Source organism: Vibrio variabilis (genome assembly GCF_003263785.1).
In the GTDB taxonomy this organism is placed as follows: Bacteria; Pseudomonadota; Gammaproteobacteria; order Enterobacterales; family Vibrionaceae; genus Vibrio; species Vibrio variabilis.
The window spans coordinates 1-26,194 of the sequence record NZ_JYJK01000007.1 but is presented as its reverse complement, the minus strand read 5'-3'; the positions used below and the strand labels follow the sequence as shown (position 1 = coordinate 26,194).

General features: G+C 43.9%; 25 protein-coding genes and 4 pseudogenes. 6 read left to right on the top strand and 23 right to left on the bottom strand.

All coding sequences use genetic code 11. The features are described 5' to 3' along the window. Window positions 1-22: 22 nt before the first annotated feature. Window positions 23-829, bottom strand: coding sequence for a hypothetical protein (locus tag TZ48_RS01140; RefSeq protein ID WP_112477942.1), 807 nt, complete (start codon window positions 827-829; stop codon window positions 23-25). A 107-nt stretch (window positions 830-936) separates the two neighbouring features. Here TZ48_RS01140 and TZ48_RS01135 point away from each other — a divergent pair, with 107 nt between their 5' ends. The 3 genes from TZ48_RS01135 to TZ48_RS01125 all read left to right on the top strand — a co-directional run bounded on the left by TZ48_RS01135 (window position 937) and on the right by TZ48_RS01125 (window position 3,374). Then, the gene (locus tag TZ48_RS01135) at window positions 937-1,878 is read left to right on the top strand and encodes a LysR family transcriptional regulator (RefSeq protein ID WP_112477941.1); all 942 of its coding nucleotides are present in this window, start codon (window positions 937-939) and stop codon (window positions 1,876-1,878) included. 82 nt (window positions 1,879-1,960) lie between these two features. After that, window positions 1,961-2,377, top strand: a complete 417-nt coding sequence (locus tag TZ48_RS01130; protein WP_112477940.1) for a hypothetical protein — start codon at window positions 1,961-1,963, stop codon at window positions 2,375-2,377. 172 nt (window positions 2,378-2,549) lie between these two features. Continuing rightward, window positions 2,550-3,374 carry an SDR family NAD(P)-dependent oxidoreductase gene (locus TZ48_RS01125; RefSeq protein ID WP_112477939.1) on the top strand — a complete coding sequence of 275 codons (825 nt, stop codon included), beginning with the start codon at window positions 2,550-2,552 and terminating at the stop codon, window positions 3,372-3,374. Between the two features lie 81 nt (window positions 3,375-3,455). On the opposite strand, the gene TZ48_RS26215 is transcribed toward TZ48_RS01125, so the two are convergent. Then, the gene (locus tag TZ48_RS26215; RefSeq protein WP_112477938.1) at window positions 3,456-3,758 is read right to left on the bottom strand and encodes a winged helix-turn-helix domain-containing protein; all 303 of its coding nucleotides are present in this window, start codon (window positions 3,756-3,758) and stop codon (window positions 3,456-3,458) included. 171 nt (window positions 3,759-3,929) lie between these two features. Here TZ48_RS26215 and TZ48_RS01115 point away from each other — a divergent pair, with 171 nt between their 5' ends. After that, the gene (locus TZ48_RS01115) at window positions 3,930-4,652 is read left to right on the top strand and encodes a Crp/Fnr family transcriptional regulator (protein ID WP_112477937.1); all 723 of its coding nucleotides are present in this window, start codon (window positions 3,930-3,932) and stop codon (window positions 4,650-4,652) included. On the opposite strand, the pseudogene TZ48_RS26210 reads toward TZ48_RS01115, so the two are convergent. From TZ48_RS26210 to TZ48_RS01080, 6 genes and pseudogenes are all read right to left on the bottom strand, one after another. Beyond that, window positions 4,633-5,192: pseudogene (locus tag TZ48_RS26210) on the bottom strand (GGDEF domain-containing protein). The gene TZ48_RS01115 and the pseudogene TZ48_RS26210 overlap by 20 nt on opposite strands. A gap of 344 nt (window positions 5,193-5,536) precedes the next feature. Beyond that, window positions 5,537-6,283 (bottom strand): helix-turn-helix transcriptional regulator, encoded by a 747-nt coding sequence (locus TZ48_RS01100; protein WP_112477934.1) that lies wholly within the window; start codon window positions 6,281-6,283, stop codon window positions 5,537-5,539. A 762-nt stretch (window positions 6,284-7,045) separates the two neighbouring features. Continuing rightward, window positions 7,046-7,216: a hypothetical protein gene (locus TZ48_RS26205; protein WP_420822917.1), complete on the bottom strand. Its 171-nt coding sequence runs from the start codon at window positions 7,214-7,216 to the stop codon at window positions 7,046-7,048. A 731-nt stretch (window positions 7,217-7,947) separates the two neighbouring features. Then, window positions 7,948-8,571, bottom strand: a complete 624-nt coding sequence (locus TZ48_RS01090) for an SGNH/GDSL hydrolase family protein (RefSeq protein WP_112477933.1) — start codon at window positions 8,569-8,571, stop codon at window positions 7,948-7,950. A 174-nt stretch (window positions 8,572-8,745) separates the two neighbouring features. Beyond that, window positions 8,746-9,483 (bottom strand): LysR family transcriptional regulator, encoded by a 738-nt coding sequence (locus TZ48_RS01085; RefSeq protein ID WP_239670643.1) that lies wholly within the window; start codon window positions 9,481-9,483, stop codon window positions 8,746-8,748. 5 nt (window positions 9,484-9,488) lie between these two features. Then, window positions 9,489-10,769, bottom strand: coding sequence for an anaerobic sulfatase maturase (locus tag TZ48_RS01080; RefSeq protein ID WP_239670658.1), 1,281 nt, complete (start codon window positions 10,767-10,769; stop codon window positions 9,489-9,491). A gap of 344 nt (window positions 10,770-11,113) precedes the next feature. On the opposite strand from TZ48_RS01080, the gene TZ48_RS01075 reads away from it, so the two are divergent. After that, the gene (locus tag TZ48_RS01075) at window positions 11,114-13,471 is read left to right on the top strand and encodes an arylsulfatase (protein WP_112477931.1); all 2,358 of its coding nucleotides are present in this window, start codon (window positions 11,114-11,116) and stop codon (window positions 13,469-13,471) included. A 352-nt stretch (window positions 13,472-13,823) separates the two neighbouring features. Here the strand turns inward: TZ48_RS01075 and TZ48_RS01070 are convergent. Continuing rightward, a pseudogene (locus tag TZ48_RS01070) lies at window positions 13,824-14,626 on the bottom strand (hypothetical protein). Window positions 14,627-14,835: 209 nt separating this feature from the next. On the opposite strand from TZ48_RS01070, the gene TZ48_RS01065 reads away from it, so the two are divergent. After that, the gene (locus TZ48_RS01065; protein WP_112477930.1) at window positions 14,836-15,675 is read left to right on the top strand and encodes a LysR family transcriptional regulator; all 840 of its coding nucleotides are present in this window, start codon (window positions 14,836-14,838) and stop codon (window positions 15,673-15,675) included. Between the two features lie 100 nt (window positions 15,676-15,775). Here TZ48_RS01065 and TZ48_RS01060 read toward each other — a convergent pair whose 3' ends face one another. From TZ48_RS01060 to TZ48_RS01000, 14 genes and pseudogenes are all read right to left on the bottom strand, one after another. Further along, window positions 15,776-17,086, bottom strand: coding sequence for an ABC transporter ATP-binding protein (locus TZ48_RS01060; RefSeq protein ID WP_162674437.1), 1,311 nt, complete (start codon window positions 17,084-17,086; stop codon window positions 15,776-15,778). Beyond that, window positions 17,070-17,870: an ABC transporter permease gene (locus tag TZ48_RS01055; RefSeq protein WP_112478072.1), complete on the bottom strand. Its 801-nt coding sequence runs from the start codon at window positions 17,868-17,870 to the stop codon at window positions 17,070-17,072. The genes TZ48_RS01060 and TZ48_RS01055 overlap by 17 nt, the downstream gene beginning before the upstream one ends. Next, window positions 17,858-18,823 (bottom strand): ABC transporter permease, encoded by a 966-nt coding sequence (locus TZ48_RS01050; RefSeq protein ID WP_112477928.1) that lies wholly within the window; start codon window positions 18,821-18,823, stop codon window positions 17,858-17,860. Before TZ48_RS01050 ends, TZ48_RS01055 begins: the two co-directional genes overlap by 13 nt. Further along, window positions 18,816-19,202 (bottom strand): periplasmic substrate-binding domain-containing protein, encoded by a 387-nt coding sequence (locus TZ48_RS01045; protein WP_162674436.1) that lies wholly within the window; start codon window positions 19,200-19,202, stop codon window positions 18,816-18,818. Before TZ48_RS01045 ends, TZ48_RS01050 begins: the two co-directional genes overlap by 8 nt. 56 nt (window positions 19,203-19,258) lie before the next feature. Beyond that, complete coding sequence (locus TZ48_RS01040) at window positions 19,259-20,164, bottom strand: ABC transporter substrate-binding protein (RefSeq protein ID WP_162674435.1); 906 nt, start codon at window positions 20,162-20,164, stop codon at window positions 19,259-19,261. Beyond that, window positions 20,142-20,411, bottom strand: coding sequence for a hypothetical protein (locus TZ48_RS24265; RefSeq protein WP_162674434.1), 270 nt, complete (start codon window positions 20,409-20,411; stop codon window positions 20,142-20,144). The genes TZ48_RS01040 and TZ48_RS24265 overlap by 23 nt, the downstream gene beginning before the upstream one ends. Before the next feature lie 30 nt (window positions 20,412-20,441). After that, window positions 20,442-20,744 carry a hypothetical protein gene (locus TZ48_RS24595; protein ID WP_239670642.1) on the bottom strand — a complete coding sequence of 101 codons (303 nt, stop codon included), beginning with the start codon at window positions 20,742-20,744 and terminating at the stop codon, window positions 20,442-20,444. Window positions 20,745-20,749: 5 nt separating this feature from the next. After that, a pseudogene (locus TZ48_RS26200) lies at window positions 20,750-21,085 on the bottom strand (HupE/UreJ family protein); the annotation flags it as partial. Window positions 21,086-21,087: 2 nt separating this feature from the next. Next, window positions 21,088-21,632: pseudogene (locus tag TZ48_RS01025) on the bottom strand (HupE/UreJ family protein). 151 nt (window positions 21,633-21,783) lie between these two features. Next, entirely contained in the window at window positions 21,784-23,658 is a 1,875-nt protein-coding gene (locus tag TZ48_RS01020; protein WP_112477923.1) for a DUF3604 domain-containing protein, read from the bottom strand. Between the two features lie 45 nt (window positions 23,659-23,703). Further along, a complete protein-coding gene (locus tag TZ48_RS01015) occupies window positions 23,704-24,774 on the bottom strand; it encodes a HupE/UreJ family protein (protein ID WP_239670639.1) in 1,071 nt (356 codons plus the stop codon). After that, a complete protein-coding gene (locus TZ48_RS01010; RefSeq protein ID WP_112477921.1) occupies window positions 24,716-24,976 on the bottom strand; it encodes a hypothetical protein in 261 nt (86 codons plus the stop codon). The genes TZ48_RS01015 and TZ48_RS01010 overlap by 59 nt, the downstream gene beginning before the upstream one ends. Then, window positions 24,976-25,536 carry a hypothetical protein gene (locus TZ48_RS01005; protein WP_112477920.1) on the bottom strand — a complete coding sequence of 187 codons (561 nt, stop codon included), beginning with the start codon at window positions 25,534-25,536 and terminating at the stop codon, window positions 24,976-24,978. The genes TZ48_RS01010 and TZ48_RS01005 overlap by 1 nt, the downstream gene beginning before the upstream one ends. Window positions 25,537-25,817: 281 nt before the next feature. Further along, window positions 25,818-26,194, bottom strand: a 377-nt coding sequence (locus tag TZ48_RS01000; protein WP_239670638.1) for an IMP dehydrogenase, incomplete at its 5' end; no start/stop codon positions are given.

Below are 26,194 nucleotides of genomic sequence, written 5' to 3'. Positions count from 1 at the left end.
CGAGCAGAGCTTTTACCGTCGTTTAGAAGCGATAGTCAATGCCGATGGATGCTGTGACTTCTTCTGACTTTTCATCGAACCCTTGTTTCTCGTTCTGGATAGAGAGAACGTCGTACTTGAGCTCGAACATAATATTGAAGTCTTTGTCTTGGACTTTGGTTTTAATGCCCTGTAACCACATGATATTCGCCACTTGCATTTCAGCACCACCATAGGAAGAGCCTAAGTTGATGTTGAACACTGAGAAATGGGTATCGTTCCAGGGGTGCAATGCATACAGGTTTACAGAGCCCAAGTGAGCCTCGCTATCACCTAACAAAGTGGTAATGTGGCTCGATGACACACCGTTAGGGAGATGCTCTGGATAGCCACCATTTAATGACAATTGAGAGTTCATGACGTCTGCAAGATCATTGGTTTGAAAGTCGACATAGGTATAGTTCAAAGAGGGGAAGAACAATGTGCCATCTTCGCTACTAAGAGGAAGCATATAACCTGTGGTGTACATGTTTGCCGCTTGTTTTAAGTGGTAAACATCAACGTAAACACCACCGAAGTGGTCAAAGTGCGCACCGCGTATGCGAGCATTCTCAGATTGCGTGTAGTACTCAGCGAAACCGACAGTTTGAGAAATATCACTGGTTAAGCCGCCCACGCCGCCACCAGCAAGCAGCTTTAACTCACCCTCATCATCGGCAAAAACGGCAGCGCGTGCACTGCTATTACGAGGATCGGCATCATGGTACTCAGGCTCATCGGCAAGCAGACTACTCGAAAACAATAAGCTTGCACCGACAATAACAGCGACAGGACATCTATTAAATTTCATTTAAAACCTATTCATTTCTATAAACAAAGGAATGAGGAGGAATTTAAATGAATAGTGTTTTTTATCCCACTTATTACGTCTATTAGCAAAACTAATACGGTTTTATTATGAACAACAACTATACCAAGCAGCTTAATCTTAACTATCTTCGTATCTTCAATGAGGTCTATAAGCTTCGTTCGACACAAAAAGCCGCCTTGCAGCTTGGAATAAGTCAATCAGCGGTGAGTCAAACGCTATCTAAACTAAGAGATTATACTGGTGACAAGCTATTTTACAGCGCGGGAGCAACCCTGCAGAGTACTCACAAGGCCGACCTTATTGGTGATGGATTAGATCAACAGTTAAAGTTTTGGGACGAGAAACTTAACGAACACGCTCACATCGATCCAAAAACGTTCACGGGCGAGCTCACTATTGCGATATCCAGTGTACTTTTAGAGGCACTTGCAAATGAGCTCACCAGTTCACTGATATTTAACTTATTCCCCAACGCGAAGCTCAACATCACCATTTGGGACGAGGAAACCCCTAAAGACATTCAAGAAGGTCGCGTACATTTGGGATTAAACTTCTACCCTATCGACACACCTAAGTATTTAAGGGCGACGCCATTGACAGAGAGCCGCCCGGTTATTCTATCGAGGGTTAACCACCCAATCGGCTTGTCAGAGCTGACAATCGAAGAGTTTCAAAAGTACCCAAGAGGTGGCGTTCTTGTACAAGGCTTGCCGGATTACGGAGCCGTCCTTACGCGTAATCACCCTGAGATCTTCCGGTTTTCATATCGCTCCGCAAGTATGTCTGTGCTAGTCAACCTTATTCAACATTCAGACCTATTGGTCATATCAGAAAACCTCTCTTCCTCAATGGCAACAAATGACATCACCAACCACCAGCCTGCATGGTTACAAGATTACATTCCATCGCCACGCCACCATGCCGTCTATTATTCAGAGAAGAACCACAATACACCGCTGTACGACTACTGTATTAAAGCAATAAGAAGTGCTATTGAAAGCAAGCAGATGGCAGACACGAATGAGTAGATAATGCAGTAATTTTTACTGCTTACCCTACCCTTGGTTTGGATTATCTTACAGGCAATTCAAATCAAACTAGGACGACCTTATGTTCTTCAATCGTTACTTCAAACCCTTCATGGTGATTGCTGGTTTAGTTACCATGTACGCCGTCATTTATGCAATCAACCCAGAAAGCGCTCTACGTGAAATGAATGGATTGTCCTATGATTCACAGTATGTTTTTCTGTTCAGACACTGGGGTATCATGGTTGGTCTTATGGGCTTTTTCATCACTGCTAGTCCATTTATACCACAATGGCGAGAATCCATTGTCTTGTACTCCTTTCTCGAAAAACTGTTTATGGTGTATCTATTTACCTCAAACTTTTTCAACCCGGAGACGGCTTATCTAAACGCCAAGTTTGTTCCTTTTGTCATTACCGATATTACCATTTGTGCTTATACGATTGGTTACTGGTTGGAAAACCAAAAGTTGCGGAAAACAAACGCTCAAACTGCCTAATTCACCGCTACTTCCAATTACTCAACGAGTGCCCAGTTGTTTTCAAAACTGGGCACTATCTTATCTAGACATTTCGAACTCAATATAACCTCAAGCAGTATTTTCCCTGTATGATAAATCATATGCATCACTTACTCTGTTATCAGTTTTAATAGTATGAATAGGTAGCGTTATGGGTAAAAATATTCTCGTTTTTGGTGCTTCATCTGGCATTGGTTACGACCTTGCTTTGTCTTTAATTACGGCAGGTCATAACGTTTATTGTGGCGCTAGACGGCTAGGAAAGTTACAGCAACTGCAAGCATTAGGAGCGAAAGTGTTCAAAGTCGATGTGCGCGACAGAGAGAGCATCGATATCATGGTCGATAGCATGATTGAACATCACGGATCTATTGATATTGTTTACTCTAATGCTGGTTACCCTATTGCGGGGCCAGTTGAAGTAGAAAGCATAGAAAATGCGCAGTCACAACTCGACACCAATCTACTTGGGCCAGCAAGAATAGCCAAAGCCGTACTCCCTTACATGCGAAAACAGCGAAGAGGGCGGATCGTGTTTACGACTTCCATTGCGGCACGCACGGCTTCAAGTATGAATGGTTGGTATACAGCGAGTAAACACGCCCTCAGCGGAATGGCAAAGACTCTAGCGCAAGAAGTAGAGGAGTTTAACATTAAGATCGTGTTAGTTGAGCCCGGATGTGTACAAACCGAACTCCCTGACATTCAGCTCAATGATATGCTAAGCAAAGCAGACGTCATTGAAGACTATCGAGTTCCAGTAGAAAAAGCGCATCGTTTCCTTAAGAAAGCCTATGACAGCGGTTCGAACACAGATTCTACCGTCAAAGCCTTGTTGAGCGCGGGGTTTAGGGAAAAGCCTAAGCTTATCTATCAAAGTACAGTTGATGCCAAGTTCATGGCATGGACGCAAAAAATCAAAGGAGAAAGCTCGTTTGGCCGATTTGTATCGTTTGTGATCCGTAAAGTAGCTTAACTTCGATTATACGCAGACACAATATAAGCTCTGATTAAACCAACTTGAGTAGCACTAATATATAGTGCTACTTGATCAAGTCTAAACATTCAATACATACCCTTCGTTATGTATCGTCAGTATTATATCTTGCCCTAGTAGAGCTCTTATCTCTGAAATAGCTACGACAACCGATGAAAGCTTTACCTTCTTACCATTCCAGCCAACATCAGCAAGTTCGCTTTTAGATATGACGTCATTTGAGTTGGCGTACATATGATATAGAATATCCCGATAATTTCGTGGTAAACACCCTAGAATATGGCGAGTTTCTTCGCAGCGTATGACTTTTGATGTAGAGTCAATCACCTTTCCGTTTAGGGTAAATCTGTAATCACTATTCATTTATTTTCCTTTTATTTTGTATATTAGCAATTACGAAAGAGGAATTTATGTTCCCTAGGTAACAGATGGTATACCTCTCTGATAAAGCAGTAATTTTACTGCATCTTTCTGGTGCAAGTATTGAGTATGGTTACTCCACAAAATAGTGATTAGGATACTAGAGGAGCAGTTATGACGGACGTTCTGACTTTAAACATAAAAGACATTGACTGGCCTTGTGATTTAAGTGATTCGTTAAAATGGTCGTTGATCAGGCTTGCGAGATATGAGTACGGTTCCCGAGGATGTCCGGCACAAGACCAATACGCTCATGAACGAGGCGTGTTTTACATTTTGAAAGGTTGCACAGCGAGCTGCTTTTACATCACAGAGCCAGAAAGAACCATCGGGGGCATATTTGGTAAAGGGGATTGGCTTGGCGTAAACACACTCAATGAAAACATTCAGATCATTGCTACCTTTGAAGAGATTGAGTCGACAGAAATCATCCATTTTCCAGAAAGCCGCATACTCGCCCTAGCCAAGAAAGAACCAGAGGTGTACAAATGGCTATTCAACTGCAGCAAGCGAGCCCACGTTATTTGGTTACAAGCATTCCTTTCTTTCGCTCACAACAACCTGTTGCAGCTTTGTTATATCCTATTGGATATTCATAGCAAGATGGAAGATAAGTCTAGTTGTGAGATGCACATAACTCAGCAAAAACTCAGTGCAGTTGTCGGCTGTACACGTTCTAAACTTAATGCATTACTAAAGAAGTTAGAACATAAAGGGCTTGTGAAACTGTCTCGAAATAAAATCTTGGTGACGAACATCGAAGGGCTGGAAAAACAAGTGAGCAGCATGAATCTAATGGTACAAGATCCTAGAAAAATCACGAAAGCTGACAACTAACTATCTCACTCTCAGCGTAGTGTTTGTATCCATTTCGACCTTGCTCTTTTACATGATATAGCGAGCGATCGGCGTTTCTTAAAGTCTGGCTAAACGTATCAATCGAACACTCTGATGTTGCAGCACCGATACTCAGTTTTATTGGAACAGATTGAATGCGGAGAAGCTGATTGGAAGACTGTTGTATACGTTTCATGAGCCTTATAACTTGTGTCTGAGACGTATTAGGGCATACTATCACAAACTCATCTCCCCCCACCGTGACAAATAGTCTGAAGTTCTAATTTGGCTCTGCAAGTGTCTAGTTACTGCGACCAGTGCTTCATCACCTAGCTGATGGCCATAGGTATCATTAAAGTGTTTAAAGTTATCGATGTCTACAATCAATATAGACGTGTCTAATCGACGAACTCTTCCACTTTCGATCTCTGATTGTGCAATACGTTCGATAGCGAGTTTGTTATAAGAACGAGTGTGAGGATCTTTGCTAAGTAGATAATTCTGCTTCCGTAGTGTCAATAGCAGCCCTTTTGCAATCATAGCTATGCCCGTTAACACAAGCATATCGTCAAATATAAATTCAACCACTCGCGCCTGCTCCAGCCACCATTGGAGTTCTGTCACTTCCTCTAGACACTCGTAAAGCTTGTGACAAATCAGCAGCAGAAACCCACAGCGAGAGGTTAATGAAAAAGAGACATATCCTGATAGATAGACTACGGTAAGGAGTAATAGAACTAGATACTCAAACACGTAACTGTAGACATCTTGAATAGTGCAGAAAACAAACACCAAAGCTGTTGCAATACAAACAGCACAAGCTAAGAATCTATCCATAATAAAGTAACATCACAGTTATAATACGAGTTAATTAGTAATCACTGTTAATTAAACAATGAGTAACAAAGATGATTGAAGTGGCTGTGACTAGCAATCAATTCATTCTGGCTATGGCACCCAGTTTTATAGAGAAGTGATTTTATTTGGCAGCGCACGGTCTCTTTGGAAACTTGACGATAGACGGAAATCTCATTACTAGTATAGCCTTTGAGCATCAAATTTAAGACGTCTTGCTCAGCTTTGGTAAGTTTGAGTTCAAAGGCCTCTTGGTTGAAACTTTGGAATTTGGCTAAGGAAAAAAGCAACCTTTGGTGAGCAAGCCAAGAAATCACCCACTTCTCAACAATATATGAAAACTTTCTTAATGAAAACAATGACTCTTCCTCTAATGCCTCTAAGCTTTGAGTATATAAGACGACTTGACTTCCACAATCTAGTTTCATTTTTTCAATATACAGATATGGATTAGTATACTTGATTACAAGTTCATCACTACAGAAGTAGCTTACCCACATTTCTTTGTTGACAATGCAAGCGACTTTTTGGCTCTTTGGTTCCCCAACTTCAGCAGAGTAACTCTCAAGTATTTGGATGGTCTTTTCTTTAGATGTAGACTTTAGTCTCTCTCTCAAACCGTTGACTTCTAGGTAATAAGGTAACTTGTTGGGCATCACTACAGAAACGGCAATATGTTCCACACCAAGTAAAAGAAGAGTCTGCTTAATGTGTTCACGATAGGAAAAATTGATGTTATCTGATACCTCAAATTCTATAGTGCGTTTGCTCTTCATCTTCAAATCTCTGTCTACTACTCATTGACAGACGTTACACTAAATAATCTTCTCCTCAAGAACATTCATATTATTTTTATATTTCATTTATATATTCACACCTATTAAAATCTCATTATTTTCAGAGTATTACTCCACACAACACTCAACATAACTTTATTCCTCTTTCCCAGAACCTTACAGTTATAGATTCAGCGCTTGATGCCATAGTTTTTATAAATTATTTTCAATAATAGTATTCGACATTAAAAAATTGGAGAAGTTGAAATTTACTTACAACTTAAGTGACTTCCCCCCTAAATTAACATCAAAATAAAGCCGAACTGGTAACCACTATGTACGAAACTCAAAAAATCCTCAGGTAGCGTAGCGGACTATTCATCACAACACTCCAAAATCAAAGCATGATTTATAAATATAAATTGCGCCATTCAAATGGTAACTCATTTATATATAGCTTGCTAAAGCTCATTATTTAAACAGACTATTTTAAAGTTTAAAACCCACATCACACTTCGGAATCATGGAAAGGATTAAACACCCACTTGGGTGATGACGAAATTTAAATCTTTTTGTTATACATAATATAAAAATTCGCAAAGACAATCAGAATCGTGTTGCTTATGAACTAACATCTGTAACTCGACAACTCTTGATAATTATGTCTATGGAAGATTTGCAAACAAGAATATGAAGGAGTCACATTATGACTTCAAAAGGAAGTCAAGTCGAAAAATCACGGCAATGTACAATGCTATCGTCCTATACTCGGCTTGCTTTCTTTTTTTGCAGAAAAGTCTCTTTGAATTCCTCGTTTTCCGCAATGCTCTTTGGTTTACTATCATAAAATGATTGATATGTGTCATTGTAAGTTACTAGAAAGGCGGGAGTATACTTACGCCGCTTAGCATCAAGATGATAGTCGAAGCCAATGGGTTGAGCTTCAAAAGTCAGAATTTTGGCGGTAATTCAACGTGAAAGCAGGTATAAAACTATAAGTCGGATTCGACTGTGTGAATGAAGTCAGTTTTAAGGCTGACAAAGCGTGATATGTTTTTAACTGACAAATTTCTGAGAATCCGTTTTTTCATAACAAACAACCATACCTGAAGTAAACTCACCTAAGAGTTGTACACTAAACAAGCTATTTCAAGGTATGGTTGTTTTTACATAGTTTGTTGAAACAACCATAAAATGACATTTACAACTCATCTATAATCAACAACTTACCAGAGAAACAACCATATATTGATATCAAAAAAACCAACCGTAAGTTGATAATTTCGTGAGTCAACGAATTTAGCCCCGATCTATCGGTAAGAAAGTAATTTTTATATCCTGACGAAAACTCGTTACTCCGCATTCGCACCTCTTCACACTTCACTTAAAAGCCATCGCTATAGCCGAGTGGAAACTACCCAGACAAAAGAGACGTAGCCGGCCACGATTGCTTGGTGACCACGCTGTTACAATCCCTCTCATGTAACAGCGTGGTTTGCCCTAGCCTTTACGGGCCCGACAAGGCCTCATCGACTCTGGTTTTGGATAAGCATAACTTACTGTGACCTACCGGACACAACTGAATGAAAATTTGACGTTTATATCATAGTTGACATGAGATAACGTCTGCTATGAATCACATCCAAAGACATATACTTCATAGTTTACTGCAGAGCAGATTTCACCTTCTCCTGTAATAGATCTGCAAATTGCTCATGAGTCTCTACCCGCCAGTGAATCCCCTCGCTCTCACAAGGTCCAACATGTTGTGCTGCATCAAGAAAAAAACAACCTAACTCACTCGCTCTTTTTGCATAGAAGTGGCTCAGTTGCTTGGATTTTTCTTCAGCCCCCTCAAAGCCCTCTTTGGAAGGATCCGATTCATAGACTAGAGTCGGTGAGACCAGCAAAACCTTTGGTGGCTGGGACATAAAGCCATGTTGGAAGTTCTGCACAACTTGCACGAGGCGAGACGCCCCCTTTGAGATATCGCTGGCCGTAACATTAAACCGAGATTTTAGATCATTAGTGCCGAGCATAATAATGACCAAATCAGGATGGTGACTCTCTAAACAAGGGAGCAGGTAATCAAGTCCTTTCTTACCGGGTTCATAGGGGTCATCAAGTACTGTTGTACGACTGTTTTGCCCCTCTTCAATGATTCGATATTCACTGCCCAGTTTTTGCTGTAAGCGCATCGTCCAGCGCTCTTGCATATTATATCGGCGTGGCAAATCCGGAGCGCAACCCCAAGTATTAGAATCACCAAAGCATAGTACTGTTTTCATATATTTCCTTCTTACTAATGTCGACACAACGCCATTAATTTGCGAATGCTTCTTCAATTGACACGTCATGTTGGTCAGCGATAACTGTTCGAATATGTTCTCTCAATTGCTTGTGTCTATCGTTATCAAGATAACGACGATGATAGGCCAAACTATATTCAACCTCTTTGTGCATTATAGGTTATCAAATACTTTTAACCCTAAAGGTTTGCACCACATCATAGCAATTCGGCGCGGTATTACTGCGATTCGTTCACTCGAGCTCACATCCATTAACGCCGCCGACATTGAGTTAACCTTACACATTATGCTGCGCTCTTGCGCATTTTGGTTGGCAATTAGAGCAAAACCATCCATCCCCTGCCAGAGTGTCGCCAGCGCAGTGTGGTGCTCTTGATAGAATCGATGAACTGATATAGTCTCTCCAATACGAGGGTGTTTATTAGAACAAACGACCACCGTTGGTTCTCGAAATATTGGTTCGCAAACAATAGAAGGGTCTTTTACCAAGAAGATGCCAACAGCAAGGTCTACGGACAAAGACTTAATATTCTGCATCAATTGATTTTGGTCCGATGGCGTATGCTCAATCACAATCGAAGGCAAATCTGGCAGGTCAATCGCTAAGGTTTCACTGACATATGCCGAATAGACAAACCTATCTGCCAATGCATTTTGGATCTCATCGAACCCTAATCTAAATCGAGCCGCAAGGCGTGTCGCCATCGCCGTCGGTTTCATCCCTCTACCCTCTCGATAAAAAAGAGGCTCACCAATCTCATCTTCCAACCGCTTAATCGACGAGCTAACCGCCGGTTGACTCATCCCAAGATAGATCGCCGCTTTCGTATACGACTCGTATTGATAGGCTTCCAAGAATACCTTAAGAAGATTAAGATCTAAGTTCATCATTTTCCTCACTGAGCGCCACAACAGCGCTTGTATTTTTTACCGCTTTGACAAGGACACTGTTCATTTCGCGCAATAGTGTTTGATACCGTTAGCTTGCTGCTCTCTTGATAGGCAATCATCAACATAATTTCGTCTGCAAATCGCCCGCTTGTAACAAGTTTTCTCATTGTCTGCATATGCATAGAACTATGTTCAAAAAAATCTTGGTAACCTTGGCAGAAATAGTTGTGTCCGGGGTGGCCATCGTTGCTTACCGCAAACCTATGCTTAGGACACCCGCCGTGACAGGCAAACCTGTAAGCGCATGCCTGACATTCAGAGGTGAGTCGTTGTTTTTTGTTTTTAAACTCTGTGGCGAGATAATTCGACTTACATTCATTGATTGTTTGATGGTGTATATTGCCCAGCAAATATTCTGGATAGACGTAATGATCACAACAATACAAGTCACCATTCGACTCCAGAGCAAATGCTCTTCCACAACTTTCTGATAAATGGCAAATGCTGGTGGGTGCGTCGCACCAGGCACTTAACGTAGAGTCAAACATGTTTACAAATATCCGCCCAACGTCCCTTCGCACCCAGATATCAAAAATTTCTGACAAAAAACGACCATACGCTTTGGGTGGCACCGACCAAGAAGTTATCTTTGCTGCTGACTCGTGAGGTAACACCAATCGTAACTTTTGCTGTTGCAGACCTTCAGACTCTCGTTCTACCAGAGGAATGAATTGTATATAGTTTGAGCCCAGATCTTTGAGGTATTGGTATACTTCTTTGGGATGCTTAACGTTGTCACTGTTTATGACTGTAAGTGTATTAAATTCAACGCCGTGCTTTTTAAGTAGCTTGATCCCTTCCTCAACTTTTTGGTGAGTTGGTTTGCCAGAGCGCGTTTTACGGTATCTATCGTGTAAATACTGAGGGCCATCAATAGAGATACCTATAAGAAAATGATGTTGTTTAAAAAACACACACCACTCATCATTGATGAGCAATCCGTTAGTTTGGAAAGTATGCTCTATCCTTTTACCATTAGCATGCTGCTTAGCTAAACGTACCGCCTTCTTATAAAAAAGCAGTCCCATCAACATCGGCTCACCACCCTGCCAAGTAAACTGGACGTAATCACCATCTTGAGCGTCAATAGTTTGCTGTATATAACGCTCAAGCGTCTTGTCATCCATTCGCCAATCCGTCTGACGAGACGGATAGAGTTTGTGCTTTTCGAGATAAAAACAGTAGTCACACTCTATATTACAAACAGAGCCTGTTGGTTTGGCCATGATATGGTAGTGAGTCGAAGTTTGCATATTCAGTCGCTTCATTTGAGAGGTAGTTGATGTGCGTATTTCTACACTATCAACCGGATTGATTTTGAATATACAAATATAAACCGTGCTTATGTAGTAACTGTCAGTTTGATCTGATATAAGCACTGCTTATGCATTAGTCTTATCCATTTAAATATAAGCAGAGGAATTAAGAGAAGAGGAGGTAAATAGGCTGTTAGAACTTAAGATATTAGCACTATAAAGAGCACTTATAGTTGAAATAAATACCACCACCTACATTCATAACAAAATCCACTTTATTATTTGGCCGATTTATCCAATCTAAAGGTCGCTAAATGAATAAGATAACAAGCGCAATAATGGTGTGCTTTGCCGCAGCATCATCGCCTTCTCAAGCACAAAATATACTTCCTTTTCCTGAAGTCCCGTCCGCTTCCAAAGCCGGTAACACTATCGCGGAATCTGTCCACAAAAAACGAGAGGTAATCAACCACCTTCCAAAAAACGCACCAAACATCATGATCATTATGCTTGATGATGTTGGCCCAGGACAAGCAAGCACCTACGGTGGTGAAATTAACACCCCGACTCTAACCAAAGTTGCTAAGGAAGGTATTTCGTTTAACCGCTTTCACTCAACAGCCATGTGCTCGCCAACCAGAGCCTCTCTCCTTACCGGTCGGAACCACCACCGAGTCGGTAATGGCGTCATTGCAGAGTTTGCCAACGACTGGGATGGCTATTCCGGTGTGATTCCTAAGACCAGCGCGACAATGGCAGAAGTGCTTCGCCAATACGGCTATGCAACCTCTGCATTCGGTAAATGGCACAATACCCCATCGTCAGAAACCAGTGAAGTTGGCCCATTTGACAACTGGCCAACAGGCTATGGCTTTGAGCACTTTTATGGTTTCTTGGCAGGCGAAGCATCACACTGGGAGCCTGCACTGGTACACAATACCACTATGGTTGATCCTTCTGTTGTGCACAAAGAAGGCTACCATTTGAGCGTTGACCTCGCCGATAAAGCTATTGACTGGCTACATAAACAAGAAGCATTGCAACCAGAGAAGCCGTTCTTTATGTATTGGGCACCGGGTGCTGCTCATGGCCCTCATCACATTATGAAAGAGTGGGCGGACAAGTATAAAGGCAAGTTTGATGGCGGTTGGGATGAGTATCGCGAGCGTGTATTTAAGCGCGCGAAGGAAATCGGTTGGATTCCAGGGGATACCAAATTAACAGCTCGACCAGAAACTCTTGCTGCGTGGGACGATATCCCAGAGGACGAACGTGATTTCCAAATCAGGCTAATGGAAGTTTACGCAGGCTTCATGGAGCACGCTGACGTTCAAGCAGGCCGAGTTATTGACGAACTTGAGAAGATGGGTGAAAAGGACAATACCATTGTTATCTATATCTTCGGGGACAATGGCGCATCTGCAGAGGGTCAAAATGGCTCTATCGCAGAACTACTCGCTCAAAATGCCATCCCGACAACAACGAAACAGCAAATGGAAGCGTTGGATAAGATCGGCGGTTTGGATGCGATAGGTTCTCCAAAGACAGAGAACATGATGCACGCTGGTTGGGCATGGGCAGGCAGCACCCCTTATAAATCCACCAAACTTATTGCAGGACATTTCGGTGGAACACGTCAACCTTTAGCTATTAGTTGGCCCAAAGGCATTAAACATGACGATACACCACGTCCTCAATTCCATCACGTAAACGACATTGCGCCAACCATCTATGACATCCTCGATATTGAGGCTCCTGTTATGGTTAATGGCTATGCTCAAGACCCTATTGACGGGGTAAGCATGAAGTATGCATTTGATGAACCGAAAGCAGAAGGTCACAAGAAAACTCAGTATTTCGAGATCATGGGTAGTCGTGGTATCTATCATGATGGCTGGTTCGCGGGTACGTTCTCACCACGTGTGCCATGGCTTGCAGGCGGTGTAGATATCTCAAAATGGGATCCTAACAAAGACAAATGGGAGCTTTACAACATTGAGGAGGATTGGTCACAAGCCAATGACCTTGCAGAAAAGTACCCAGAAAAACTCGAAGAAATGAAACAAATCTTCTTGGAAGAAGCTAAGAAGAATGACGTTCTACCAATTGGTGGTAGCTTCTGGTCTACAGCACTTATCAGCCCGCAAGATGCGCCGGTAAAAGACCAATCTGTATGGAACTTTGAAAGTCCTACCGTCAGAATTCCAGAGTTTGCTGCACCAAAGATCTTTACTGCTTCTTTTGATGCAACATTGCAAGCGAAGGTGACTCCTGAAACCAACGGTGTCGTTTTTGCAACGGGTGCGTATGCTGGTGGTGTGACTTTCTTCGTAAAAGATGGCTATCTAAACTACGAATACAACAACTTCCTAATGGAACGAACCATTATCTCAGCAGACAAAAAACTACCTGAAGGTGATGTAGAAATCACGGTAGAAGCTCGAATGGTCGAACAGCGCCCTTATGCACCGATGGATATCGTTTTGAAAGTAGATGGAGAGCAGTACGCAAAAGGCCGTATCCCGTCGACGGTTCCTTCAATGTTCTCACTTAACGATGGCTTCGATGTCGCTAGTGACGAAGGATCGCCAGTGTCGAATGCTTACTACAAAGATTTGCCTTTCCCGTTTGATGGAGAGTTCAAACAATTAACGGTTGAGTATGTAAAGTAACCTCAATGAATCAGCGAGCCAGTGATATGGCTCGCTTTATTTTTGTGTATGGGGTGTACTTTTCAAATATGAGCGACATTACATCGTAGCTAAAAAGTTATTTCCTCTACTAGGCATCATGATTAAGGTCGATGAAAAATCATTGTGAACAACAAGTTAGTATCGAGAAAAACGTGGGTCCAACAGTTCGTAAATAGTATACCTGAGCGCTGAATTTGAATTCAACAAAGACATTAATCAGATGCATGTAGAGTGCTTCATATAAAAACAAAAAACGCTGCTCAAATATACTTTCTGAGCAGCGTTTTATTTTGAATGATAATAGATCTAAATCGCAGGGTCAGTCAAAGCATTAGAACTGATAGTTAAACTCGATACGATGATCACCTTCAGAAAATCGGACTTTATCATTCCAGTTAGCAAAGTAACGAACATTCGCTCGCGGATTAATCTGATACGATAAAGCAACTTCATGATTTAACACGCTACTTTCACCGTAAAAGCCACCTTTAGTATATTTATCAGCACCAGATAATGTATGCATATACATAGGGTTGTAATTTAGCCAGATAGAATCGGTAAAATGGAATGAACTATACATACCGACCATCGCGAAGGTACCAGGGATCATGTAACCTAGTTTGGTTTCGCTGCCTGTATCTGGATCTACTTCGACATCATTCACGATGTTTAAACCTACTCCCCCAGAGGATAGAGTCTCAGTTTTCCCATTTGTGGAGCTGCTTGGATAAAGCTGTATGACGTGCTGAATGCGTCGGCGTCAACATCGTAGTTGATGTCAAGCTGACGGCCTTGCATCTTACTGTAATCAACCGTGAAATTTCTTAGGCGAACTGAATCTATTGAATTGTCCACATTTTCGAAGCCAGACTTGTTTCTGTCTCTAATGCCTAATAACTCTCCTCCAATTCCCTTCACTTCAAAGACGTTCATGCCACCTTTATTTGGTTGACCAAGTGAGTACTGTTGCCCAAGTTTTAAATACCCGCCTTTGTCAGCAATACCGATACCACCGGTAGAATAAACCGCTAGAGGATCTGACATATCTTGTACCTCAGAGTCGTCAGCTAAAACACTCGAGGAAATGACTGTCAAACCTACTAGTAAACAACTATAGCTAAAACAAGACTTCATGAATAAAACCTAATGTAATCAAAAGAAGCAATATTTTAGCGACTGGTGCGAATACGATGCAGATGACGGTAGTGATATCAGAAATAGCTGGTGCTTATGACATTACCACAACATAAAATGACAGTAGTTATGCTAATGTATCAATAAGCACAAGGTCGTCACTGGACGCACCTTAAAAACATCATCGCCCAAAAGGGAAACGACAACTGATGAATCATTTCGATCTCAATTTAATGCGAACTTTTATCGAGGTCTATCGACATAGCTCATTTACTATTGCTGCTGAAAATATAGGTATTAGTCAGCCAGGCGTCAGCGGTGCGATAAGAAAGATGGAGCAAAACCTCGGCTATCAACTATTTGTGAAACAAGGCCGTGGGATTCAGCCCACTGCGGCAGCCCATAAACTCGCCAAGCGCACACAACAAGCCTACGATGAAATCACTAATGCGCTGTCCGATACCGAACAGTTCAATGTCTTTGTAACCGAGGCATTAATTCATATCGTATCCGACATCGAGGATATTAACCTGGAAGAAATGTCGGTTGACCAACACACCATTATCCAGAGTCTGCGTAATCAGAGTCTAGACATGGCAATTTCAGTCTTCACCGTTAATGACCCATCACTTGAGTTTGAGCCAATCTTCGAAGAGGAACCTGTTGTCGTTTGTCGCAAAGGACACCCTAACATTGGAGAAGAACTCTCAGTAGAAAAATTCTACGAACTTGGACATGTTGTATTGGCAACAAAATGGGAGAAGCTCTACGCCTTCGAGCACGGTGCATTAGAGCCCGTAAAAGAGCGCAACATCAAACTTAAAGTCGGTTCAAAGTCAGCGATGTTGTTGCATGTCGCCTCTAGTGACCACATTGCAGTACTATCTAAGTCATTGGCAACACGCTGGGCAGAGGTACTTGATTTACACATCATCGAGTGTCCGGTTCGCCTTCGTCAGTTCCCCTATCGATTGGCCTATCATAAACGCCACCTTAGTTCCGAATCGCACCAAGCAATGAGGAACACGCTCAAAGCTGCGTTCAATTGATAATCTCGACACCCGCCCTACGCTGGTGTCGAGGGTTGTTAAACCACGATAATTTTATTGCACACTCTTTCGAGCATCGCACGGTCATGCGAGACAATCATCAGCCACATTGAGATTGCTTGGCAAAATCAACAAGTTTGTGCACTACAGCACGCCCAGTAATAGGGTCAAGACGAGACACAGGCTCATCGGCAAAGATAAAGCTTGGTCGAAGCAACATCGCCCTTATAATGGAAAAACGCTGCAACTCTCCACCAGACAACTCCGAAACTCGTCGCTCAAGCAAGCGAACCGACAAATCTAGCTCACTCATTGCAGACCGTAGTGCATCCTTGGTCAAGGAGTGGATATGCAGTAGTTCATCAAGTAAAGTCCCTAACTTGACGCTGGGTTCGAACGAAGCCGGTGGGTCTTGATACACTTTGAGCCAGCGATGATGCCAAGATACCTCCTCAAGCACATCGACTTGTCCTGAGATAGTCGGAATCAATCCTAAGAGAGTGTCGCCAAGCGTACTTTTTCCGGCTCCACTTGCACCAAAAACCCCAACTATCTCACCACGCTGAACGCTAAAACTTAACGGTTTAGTAATTGCGCGCCCTAATCGTCCTACAACCAATTGGTGGGCGCTGAGAATATGTGCGCCATGAGGAGAGTGAGCCTCAAGTGGCCATTGTTTCGGTTGAGCGTTAATTAACGATTGGGTGTAATCATGTTTAGGGCAAGTCAATACTTCCTGTGCCGTACCCCGTTCAACCACCATGCCTTCTTTCATGACAATCACATTGCCCGCTAATTGCTGGGCCACCTCAATATCGTGGGTAATGGTCAATAACACACCCTTCCCTGCATGATGCTTGAGTGTCTCGATAACCTCTTGGCGAAAGGCGACATCAAGGCCTTTTGTTGGCTCGTCTACCATTAGAATTGGCGCACCGGCCGCTACCGTACAAAGCATGGCAACACGCTGAGCCATGCCACCCGACAACTCTTCAGGGCGTTTCATCTCATGTCCCGCCAGGCCCATCTCATCAAGTGCGGCCAAACTGCGTTTAATGGACTGATATTCATCTAAACCCTGCGTATACCGAAATACCTCAGCTATCTGCTTATACACTCTCATGAGTGGATCCAGAGATTTCCAAGGCTCTTGAGGCAACAACGCAAGCATTTTCCCCCACAGATGTCGTCGTTGATGGTATGACACAACCTTACCATTCACTCTAACTTCTCCGGTCACCGTTAAGCTGTTGGGTAACGACCCCATAATGGCCTGAAGCAATAAACTTTTCCCTGCACCCGTGGCGCCGAGTATGGTTAACGGCTGAGAAGCGTTCAGTTCAATTGATACTGGTGAAAGTAACTGACTCTCCCCTTGATACACAGCAAGCTGGCTAGTACTCAGTTTCACTAGTTGTCTCTCCTGCAATAAGATGAAAACCTAACACTAATAGTGAGATAACGATGAGAGGTTGTATTAGCAACCAGGGTGCTTGTTCGTAATAAGGAAAGAGCTCTACGCTCATCAATCCCAGCTCGGCAATGGGTGGCTGCAAACCGACATAGACAAACCCAAGAGTTGCCATCATCAGCACGGCGTTTGCCCCACCAAATGCAGCTAAGGTCAACACTGTACCCGCTATCTCTGGCCACACATGACGTCGCAGCACATACAGGTTCGAGAAACCAAGCATTTTTGAGGCTTCAACACGACTGCTCGCTAGCACAATACGAGAGCGACTTTTCACCACACGGTAGTATTCAATCCATTGCACCATCGCAATGGCCACGTAGATAGCGACAAATGATCCCGGAAATATTGCTGACAACAGCAACACCACAACTAACGCTGGCATTGCGAGCAATATGTTGGAGACCACATCAAGGAGTTGCTCTAATCGCTTACCTTGCCAAGCCGCTAAAGTCCCTAACCCAGTGCCGATTATTGACGACGTCAACATACAGATGAGTGCTAAGCCGAACGACAGAGTAATGGCTTCAGATAGTCTCACCACCATGCTTCTGCCATATTGGTCTGTGCCAAGCCAATGAGCAGAACTCGGCATTGCCAACGCGTTTGACAGATCTTGAACACTGCCTTTTATCGGTGTGCTCCAAGAAACAGTGAGTGCTGAGATAAAGAGTAAGCTTAATAACCCGATGCCAATGTATTGATTGCGCTTTAGTAGTAACACGAATCATCACCTCTTGAATCGATTAGATAGATGGCAATATCTGTGAGGGTGTTTAACAATACGAACATCGCTCCCATCATTAATGCACTACCTTGAATAACAGGGATATCGCGCGCAAAAATAGCGTGGGCTAATCCGTGACCAATTCCCGGCCAGCTAAACAACGATTCAATCATTACAATGCCTTCAATGACCTGTACAAACTGAATACCAACAAAGGCCACAACTGGAAGCGATAGATTGCGAATGCCATGATTTACGAACGCCCGACTTGGTCTTAAACCTTTTATTTGAGCAAACTGATAATACGAACTCAACAATACCGATTTGGTATTGGTATAGACAACTCTATTGGAGACCGCTGCCAAACTGATACCCAATGCCATCGCAGGCAAGACCAAATAACGCCAGTGACCAAACCCTGCAACTGGAAATAGTTGCAAATGAATAGAAAACAGCACGATCAACACAATCCCTATGACAAAGATAGGTACCGCCTTTATAGAGATAGAAAGCCACGAGACGATGCGATTGAACCAGCCTAAAAAATGTGCACTCGCAATACCTAATGGAATGGCAATGGCGAGTGAGATGGCTATTCCAGCAATTGCCAGCACTAAAGAGTGCCCTAACTGGTGCCAGACCATGTCCCAGACAGGCTCACCACTCACTAGTGAATCACCAAGATTGAACATTAATAGATCGCCAAACCATGACATTAAACTCATCACCGGCGCATCGTTTGTACCCAGCTCCTTGCTTACTATTAATGCGGCTTCTGCGGAGACGTTGTCCTGTCCATATCGACCAGCAGCAATCCTGAAGGCCATATCGCCGGGTAGACTGCGCATCATGACAAATGAAACGACACCGACGCCGAACATCACACTGATAAGCTGTATCAGTCGTGCTCGCAAAATCAACCATAAGGTTGTCTGTTTTGTTTTAATCATCTACGTTCACCAGAGTCATTTGGTTGAGATAATAGCTACGTTCATAGGGGTCAAAGACAAAACCTCTCACCCGCTCATTAACAGCTATGTTTTGTTTATAATGAGCCACTGGAATAACCGGTTTCTGAAGATAGACGGCCTCTACGGCACTTTGAATATGGGCAACATCTGGTGCGACACTCTGGCTTACTTTCTCTAGGTTATCCATAGAGTTATCACGCCAATTCATTGCTCCCCAATCACCACCGCCATTAGCATAGTCTTCTAGGATCGTCGTTAATGGATCGGCTAAGAAGCCGTAATTTCTAGCACTCAGCGCAACCTGTAACGATCCATCCTGATGCCCCGCTGGTATCATGCTTGAGTTAGTGACATTCACGTTTAGCTTTACACCGATTTTTGCCCACTGAGCCTGAATAGCGGTTGCGACAGCTGTTAACTCAGCCTGTCGGCATAAGTCAGCAGCGTAAGTTCAAACAGTTTGCCATCACGCTCTCTCATCCCTTTTGCGTTAAGTAGCCAACCTTGCTTTTCTAAAAGATCTATAGATAACTCTATGTTTTGGGGTGTATTAGACCTATCTTTCATGTGCCATTTGGGGAAGCTATTCGGCAAAAGTTGATCGGAGGCCATATCGCTATCATGCAGTACTTGTCTGGCAATTCCTTCACGGTTAATAGCTAAACTCAGTGCGTTTCTGGTTTCTACTGAATCAAGAAACTCATGACCACTATTCAGCTTTAGCAACAGTGTTCTGGGGATAGATTGAGAGACAATATTGACCGTAGGTTCGGTTCTCAGTTGAGAAAAGGTTGACGGGTCTATGGTAAAAACAATATCAGCTTCCCCAGATTTGGCCTGTAAGACTCGGCTCTCCGCTCGGTGTCCTGTGAGGTAAGTGGCATGCTCGATTGATGCAACCTGTCCCCAATAGTTGTCAAATCGTTCAACCACCACCTTATGTGGAGGGGCAAATGTATGCAGTTTGAAAGGCCCAGTGCCTATGAGCTGACGTACCGCTCCTTCAGAGTCAAAGGCGTTACGGCTCAATATCGCATTAGAATAACTGGCCAATACCATCCCTAACATAGGAAAAGGTCGGTTTAGGCGGATCTTAACTTGCTGTAATTCTGTGGCATATATACCAGCGATAGGGGCACGTTTTAATGTCCCATGTGTCGCCCATGCGGCCTCTAGTGATATCTTTACATCTTGTGCAGAAAGCTGAGTTGAATCATGAAACAACACATCAGACCTAAGCTCAAAGGTCCACATCAGGCCATCTTCAGATACGTGCCACTGACTCGCCAGAGCGGGATTAATCCCCTTGCTTGTCGACATCAAGCAGAGTCTCGATGACTTGCATACGGGTATAAATGTACCCATGTTTGGCTGGCTCAATAGAGGTAAATTCCCACGGCCCGCTGATATTAAGTGTGGTTTTGGGGTCTAACTGTGATTCTGTAGTGAGCAAAAACGAGCGAAACAGCATTCCAACTAGCACAATGCCAACTAAGACGCTGAGTTTTATCCGGTCTTGCACCACTTTAGAGCGGTTAAGCAACTGCTGTGCCCTTTCTTCGATCATTGATAATACATCCATAAAAACAACAAGATATTACAGAGCGTTACTCATCGAGGGTGAATAGGCGTTCAAAACAATCACCAATACCGCTACGGCCACTACCCATGATCCCAGAACGCGGACCAAGATGGGTTTCCATTCAGCACCAGACTTTAAATAGTCCGCCAAACCCAGCCCATAAAGCAGAAGGAGGAGCACACCAATGGCGCAACCTACCAAAGCGATGACAAGGTCCCGTCCCGCCACTCCATCAAGCATGGAATCAGAGCCGGTATATAGCCCATCACAAAAGTCAAAATCAACATAATCGGATGTGGGAGCGATTGGTTTGCGCACACTAGAACCCCTACAACTGCAGCAACGATGAGAAAAATCGATTGGATTCCGTCGCGCGCGAAAATGTAAGCAATAACAAGGCCAATAAGGTTGCCTAATATGAACGCATTGAAAATCCACTTGGTGTGTTGGATGCCTTTTTGGCCCATATACAACCCCAAGACCGCGATCAATAAAAAGTGCGGCGGTACGAGAAATGGATGCAAGATGCCATTGTAGAAATAGCCAACGCCTTCTATCGGTGCATGCGCAGAAGAACTCGCTGAATATAAGATAGAAATCAAGCAACCTAGCGATCGGATTATGCGGTTAATTCGGCCGCACTTTTCAACAACCGCCACCACTACATCACTCCTACTAAGTATAAAAAGCCTGTTGCACTAATCATCAAGCCCCCGACCTTAGTGACTGTCACACCCCATGGCCACTTAACTAAGAAACCCAGACAAATGCCATTCAAGTGAAGTAGCCCTGTAGAGAGTACAAACCCTAAACAGTAACTGAGTGCTTGTTTGGCATTCACCAACTCATCACCGTGAGCAAAACCATGGAAAATAGCAAAGTAACCCACAAGAATAGCGGCCACATAGAGAGGCGGTCGTGCCCCCAAGAAAACCATCGCTCCCAATACTGTGCCCGATATAGCGATAGAAAGTTCAACACCTGGCAGCGGCACACCAACTATGCCCAGTACACCACCAAAGGCCATCACGACGGGAAAAACAATTGGTAAAAGCCAAATTGCTGGACGACCTAGAAATGCCCCCAAAGACCAACGGCAACCATGGCAATCATATGGTCGGCACCATAAAATGGGTGTAAAAAGCCGCTGAAGAAGCCCGATGCGGTACCTGATATATCGTGACCGCCATGAGCGTAGCTAAACATCGGCATCAACAGGCTAAAAAGAGGAAGTAATCTGATTTTTTTTGACACGGGATGACCTCAAAAATAAGAGGCAACAAGCGCTGCCTCATATGCACATCCATGTGCTATAACGAACTGGTTGCATCCCTGTTCAGCTCGAAATAAAAAAGCGTTACGAATTTTTTGAATACCAAATTGGCGATGTGTATGCGCGCTCTTGAATTGTCGGTGCGACATTCTCAGGAATATCTACACCAAAAAACTTCGCATCGTAGGTTGTCCAGCGTGGCGTTGGTATTTCCAAAACGCGAACGTAGTAAAACGCATTTTCATCAGGATTAAAGTCTGGATCCTTCCAAAACGTTTCTAGTGAATGCTCACCAATGTCATTGGTATAAGTGGCGTTCTCAATATCTACCGTATTGCCCACAGGCTGAGTGCTGCGACCATTTTCATCAATCTCACGACCATCAGATAAAGCGACATCATAGATACGCTCATGAGATTCACCCTGCTCGTCGACCCATCCCTTTACTACTTGAATACGATCTAGGTTGGCACCATCTTCATCACGGCTCGCTTGGATCAAGAAGCCCGGCGCTTCACGGTTGTAGGTTAGATCTCCACCCATTGGTACGCCGTTCTCATAGGCATAATCAACAAAATCAGAACGCGTGAGATCGGCATCGGTAAAATCAAAACCGCCGAATACACGCACGCGCATACGAGTGCCGGTTGTCGCATACGTCTCCTTGCGTGACATCGCATCCCAGATTGCTTCACGGGTGTTCTCCCTTGCCCAAACAGCAGCCAGACCAGAACCTGAAATTTGGTTCGCGTATTGTTTGATCTTATCTTCGCCAGCGCGTCCAGTAATGACCTCGTCGTAACGCATTGTTAGGGTTTTCACTGGCTCAAACAGACTCACCTTACCAAAGTAGTTGTTCTCTTCAGCTGTAGCCAGGCCGGTATGAGAGTCGGTTGAACCAACCATGCCAAACTTGAACGGGTTTGCTCCGAGCTTCTCTTGATACTCCAAACCACGCTTGTATGCTTCCCGAGCGTATTCCTTTGGCAACATGTCTTTGGTCTTGCCTGCGGCGCCAAAACTTCCTTTATCGAGAGTTTCAAAGTCAGCAAATTCATCATCGGGCGATAGCATTGGGTGTGCTTCGCTATCACCTTTCATCTGTGTCACCTCATACAGAGGCTCCCAGCGCATGCGGCGTTCCGCGTACTCTCTGTCAATGGGTTTTTGCTCCGTCATGGTGACATCATCGAACATCAAACCATTTGATAAGTTACCATTGTGTGGGATAGCTAGCAGTTTACCGCCTGTATTTTCTTCATATGCCTCCATCCAGTCCCAAAGTTTCTCTGGATCTTGGGCGTCATACTGAGAAAGCGGAATAATTTGGTCAGCTTTATCTTTGCCGTCTCGGAAAATGACATTGCGGTGAAGGTTGTTACCCTTTTCTTGCAGTGTCCACTCAAAACCGATCAAGGTCGTGAACAGACCTGGCTCGTTATATTTCTCAGCCGCTTCCGTTGAACGTTGCCACATTACTTTTGCTAGGTTCGATTGATCTTTTAGCGGATCATCTAGCGCCATCAAAACTTTCGTCCACTGGTCGTAGGCCATCGTCAGTGAGCGCGCGTCGCCTTTTTTGGCGACATCATGAATCATCTTTCCCCATTTGCTTTTGAGTAGCTCTGGGTTGGATTCTTCTATCAGTACAGAAAGCCCCAAGTTTTCCGCGTGATCAGAGACGACAAGGAAATCCAAAGGCTTATGCAGTCTTGCTCTCACCCCCATACTAGAGGTTACTTCTTCACCACGTGCGAAACGATAGGCTTCTTCCGGTCCTAAACGGTTGGCAATGAGGCCCGCATCCGTCGAATAGCTCGTATGCAGGTGGGTATCACCGAAATAAACGTTATTCGGTCTAGAGTCAACGTAAGGAGAAAACTCGTCACTATCTCCACTGAACGCTGCCGTTGACATGCAACCTAGGCACACTAGAGCTGCAAGTTTGCTGATTTTCATAATAATACTCCAAAGAGTTGTGCTTGTAGTGATTGATGTTTGCAGTTAAACACCAACTGGAAATGCAGAAAGACGTTCGAAAAGCCAGAACATAGCGACGACACCGCATCCGTAACTCACATACAGGCGGAGTGACTGCTTGTTGCAGCACTGATAGACTTTTCCAAGTAAGATAAATAGAGAGCAGGCCACACCTACAAACATTAGCTGGCCAATTTCGACGCCCACGTTAAACGCAGCGAGCGCAACAAACTTGTCATCCTGAGGCAGTCCTATATCACTCAGAACGGTGGCAAAACCGAAACCGTGTAATAAGCCAAAACTTGATGAGACCAATACAGGATGCTTCAAGCTCAAGCTATCCCGCTTATCCTTGGCAATTTCCCAAGCGAGAAACACTATGCTGAGTGCAATAACGGCCTCGACCGGCACTATGGGTAGGTCTAGCTGACCTGTCGTGGCCAAAATTAAGGTGATCGAATGAGCAACGGTGAAACCAGTTATGGTTTGCAATAGCTTTCGTCGGGTAGCAGAGATAAAGATTAAACAAGAAACAAACAGCAAGTGGTCAAGTCCAACCAATATATGATCGATACCAATTTTCACATAGGTCACGAAAGCGCCTTGAGCACTCAGTTGACTCGGCAATACATAATCCGGCTGCTCTACATTAAGCACTTTGGTTTGCGTGTTTCCCTCTAGGTCAACGGCACGCAATAAAACATCAGCAGAGTTTCGCTCCAATCCGTCAATAGAGATTTCAAGCCCAGCAAGGCTGCCCTCACGGCTAATATTCCAAGTTTGGACGTAAGCATCTGCCGTGAAGTAGTTGTTTTTGACCGAAACATTTTTGGTATCAGAGCCAAATGCGACGCCTAGATTGATTACTCTGCCGCCAGCAGCAGGTACCTTAAATATCACCTCGCTCGTTGTTTCATCGGTAGCTTGTATTGTTAACGAGGTTGGACGCATATCGTCAGCCTGTGCTAAAGAAGCAGAGATTAGTGTTAAAGCGACAAGCCATATAAAGCTAACCAGCGCTTTACTCTTCGCGAAATCATTCGGCATCCCCTTCAAATGCACTACTTCGGTACTGCTCCAATAGCTGCTGTTCATAATCACGCTTAAACGCTAAATTGTGCTCTTGACGCCAGTCCATAAAGACTTTGCCTTCAATATCCTCTAGTGGAGGCAATAGCTCGGGAGTAAACTTGAGAACGCGTACTAAATGCATCACGCCATCATGCTCATAAGGCCCAGTCCAGTCCCAAGCACCGGTATCTGCATCATCTACAATCTGCTGACCATAATGGCGCACTACCCAATTGCGGGGGCGTCGGAGAATCTTTGGTAAGAGCGATACCCGTAAAAATCACTGTTATCATCAACACTACGGGTCAGATCTTTAAAGGCCTTTTTCTCAGCTACGGACGCGTCTTTATCCAGACTAATCACCTCTAAATCGTAGGACTCAGGAATGGTGTAACGCTCAGCGTTGTGCTCAAGGTACTCTTGCAGCTCATGCTTCTTGGGCGGTACCGCACCTGCAATATCGAACAGCATAAACTCCATTTTTTGGCGCAACCGCTTCTTGATCACGCCATCCCCTTTGTCCAAGCCAAGCTCTCGGGCCTCTAATGCGTAGATCTCATCCAACAGGTAATCATCAATGAGTCCTGTCATTTCGATATCAGACGGTGGACGATGCCAAAGCTTCTCGAATCGGTTATACATCTGCTCGATTCGTGCATCACTGATAGTTATGCTTTCACTGGGTGCAACTGGCTCTGGCGCTACTTGGTCATAAACAACAAATAGCAACGCAGAGATAGCCAAAAAATGGCAAAGAGGTTCTTTTACAAGCAGGCTCAGTTTCATAAAGGTAAGATGCGCATCAGATAACTTGGATTGAGGGCATTATGCGCGCAGAGTAATAGGCGTTGTAGGAGGGATTAGCTATTCGTTAGATAAGTGATAGTTATGTATAAAGAAAGGTTCTACTTTGTATTAGATGAGAGAAAAGGATTGTATAAATACAAAAATGCCCCTTCACGGACTAGCCAGAGGTTCGAAAACTCGTAGCGTGAAGAGGCATTTATCAGTTTGTGGTTGTGTCAACGTTTAGTTGTTTTTACACAAATGTTTGTTGAAGTAGAGACTTACTCTTTACCAAACACGTTGTTCTCTTGCTCTTGCACACGGATGAACGTAGTACGCTTAGTAAGCTCTTTAAGCTTAGCTGCACCTACGTAAGTACAAGTAGAGCGAACGCCGCCAAGGATGTCTTGGATAGTGTTGTTTACATCACCACGGAAAGGCAGAAGAACGGTTTTACCTTCTGCTGCGCGGTAGTTTGCAACGCCGCCAGAGTGCTTATCCATTGCCGACTGAGAAGACATGCCGTAGAACTTCATGAACTTCTCGCCATCTTTTTCAATCACTTCGCCGCCAGATTGCTCGTGACCTGCTAGCATACCGCCAAGCATGACGAAGTCTGCGCCGCCACCGAATGCTTTCGCTACGTCACCCGCACATG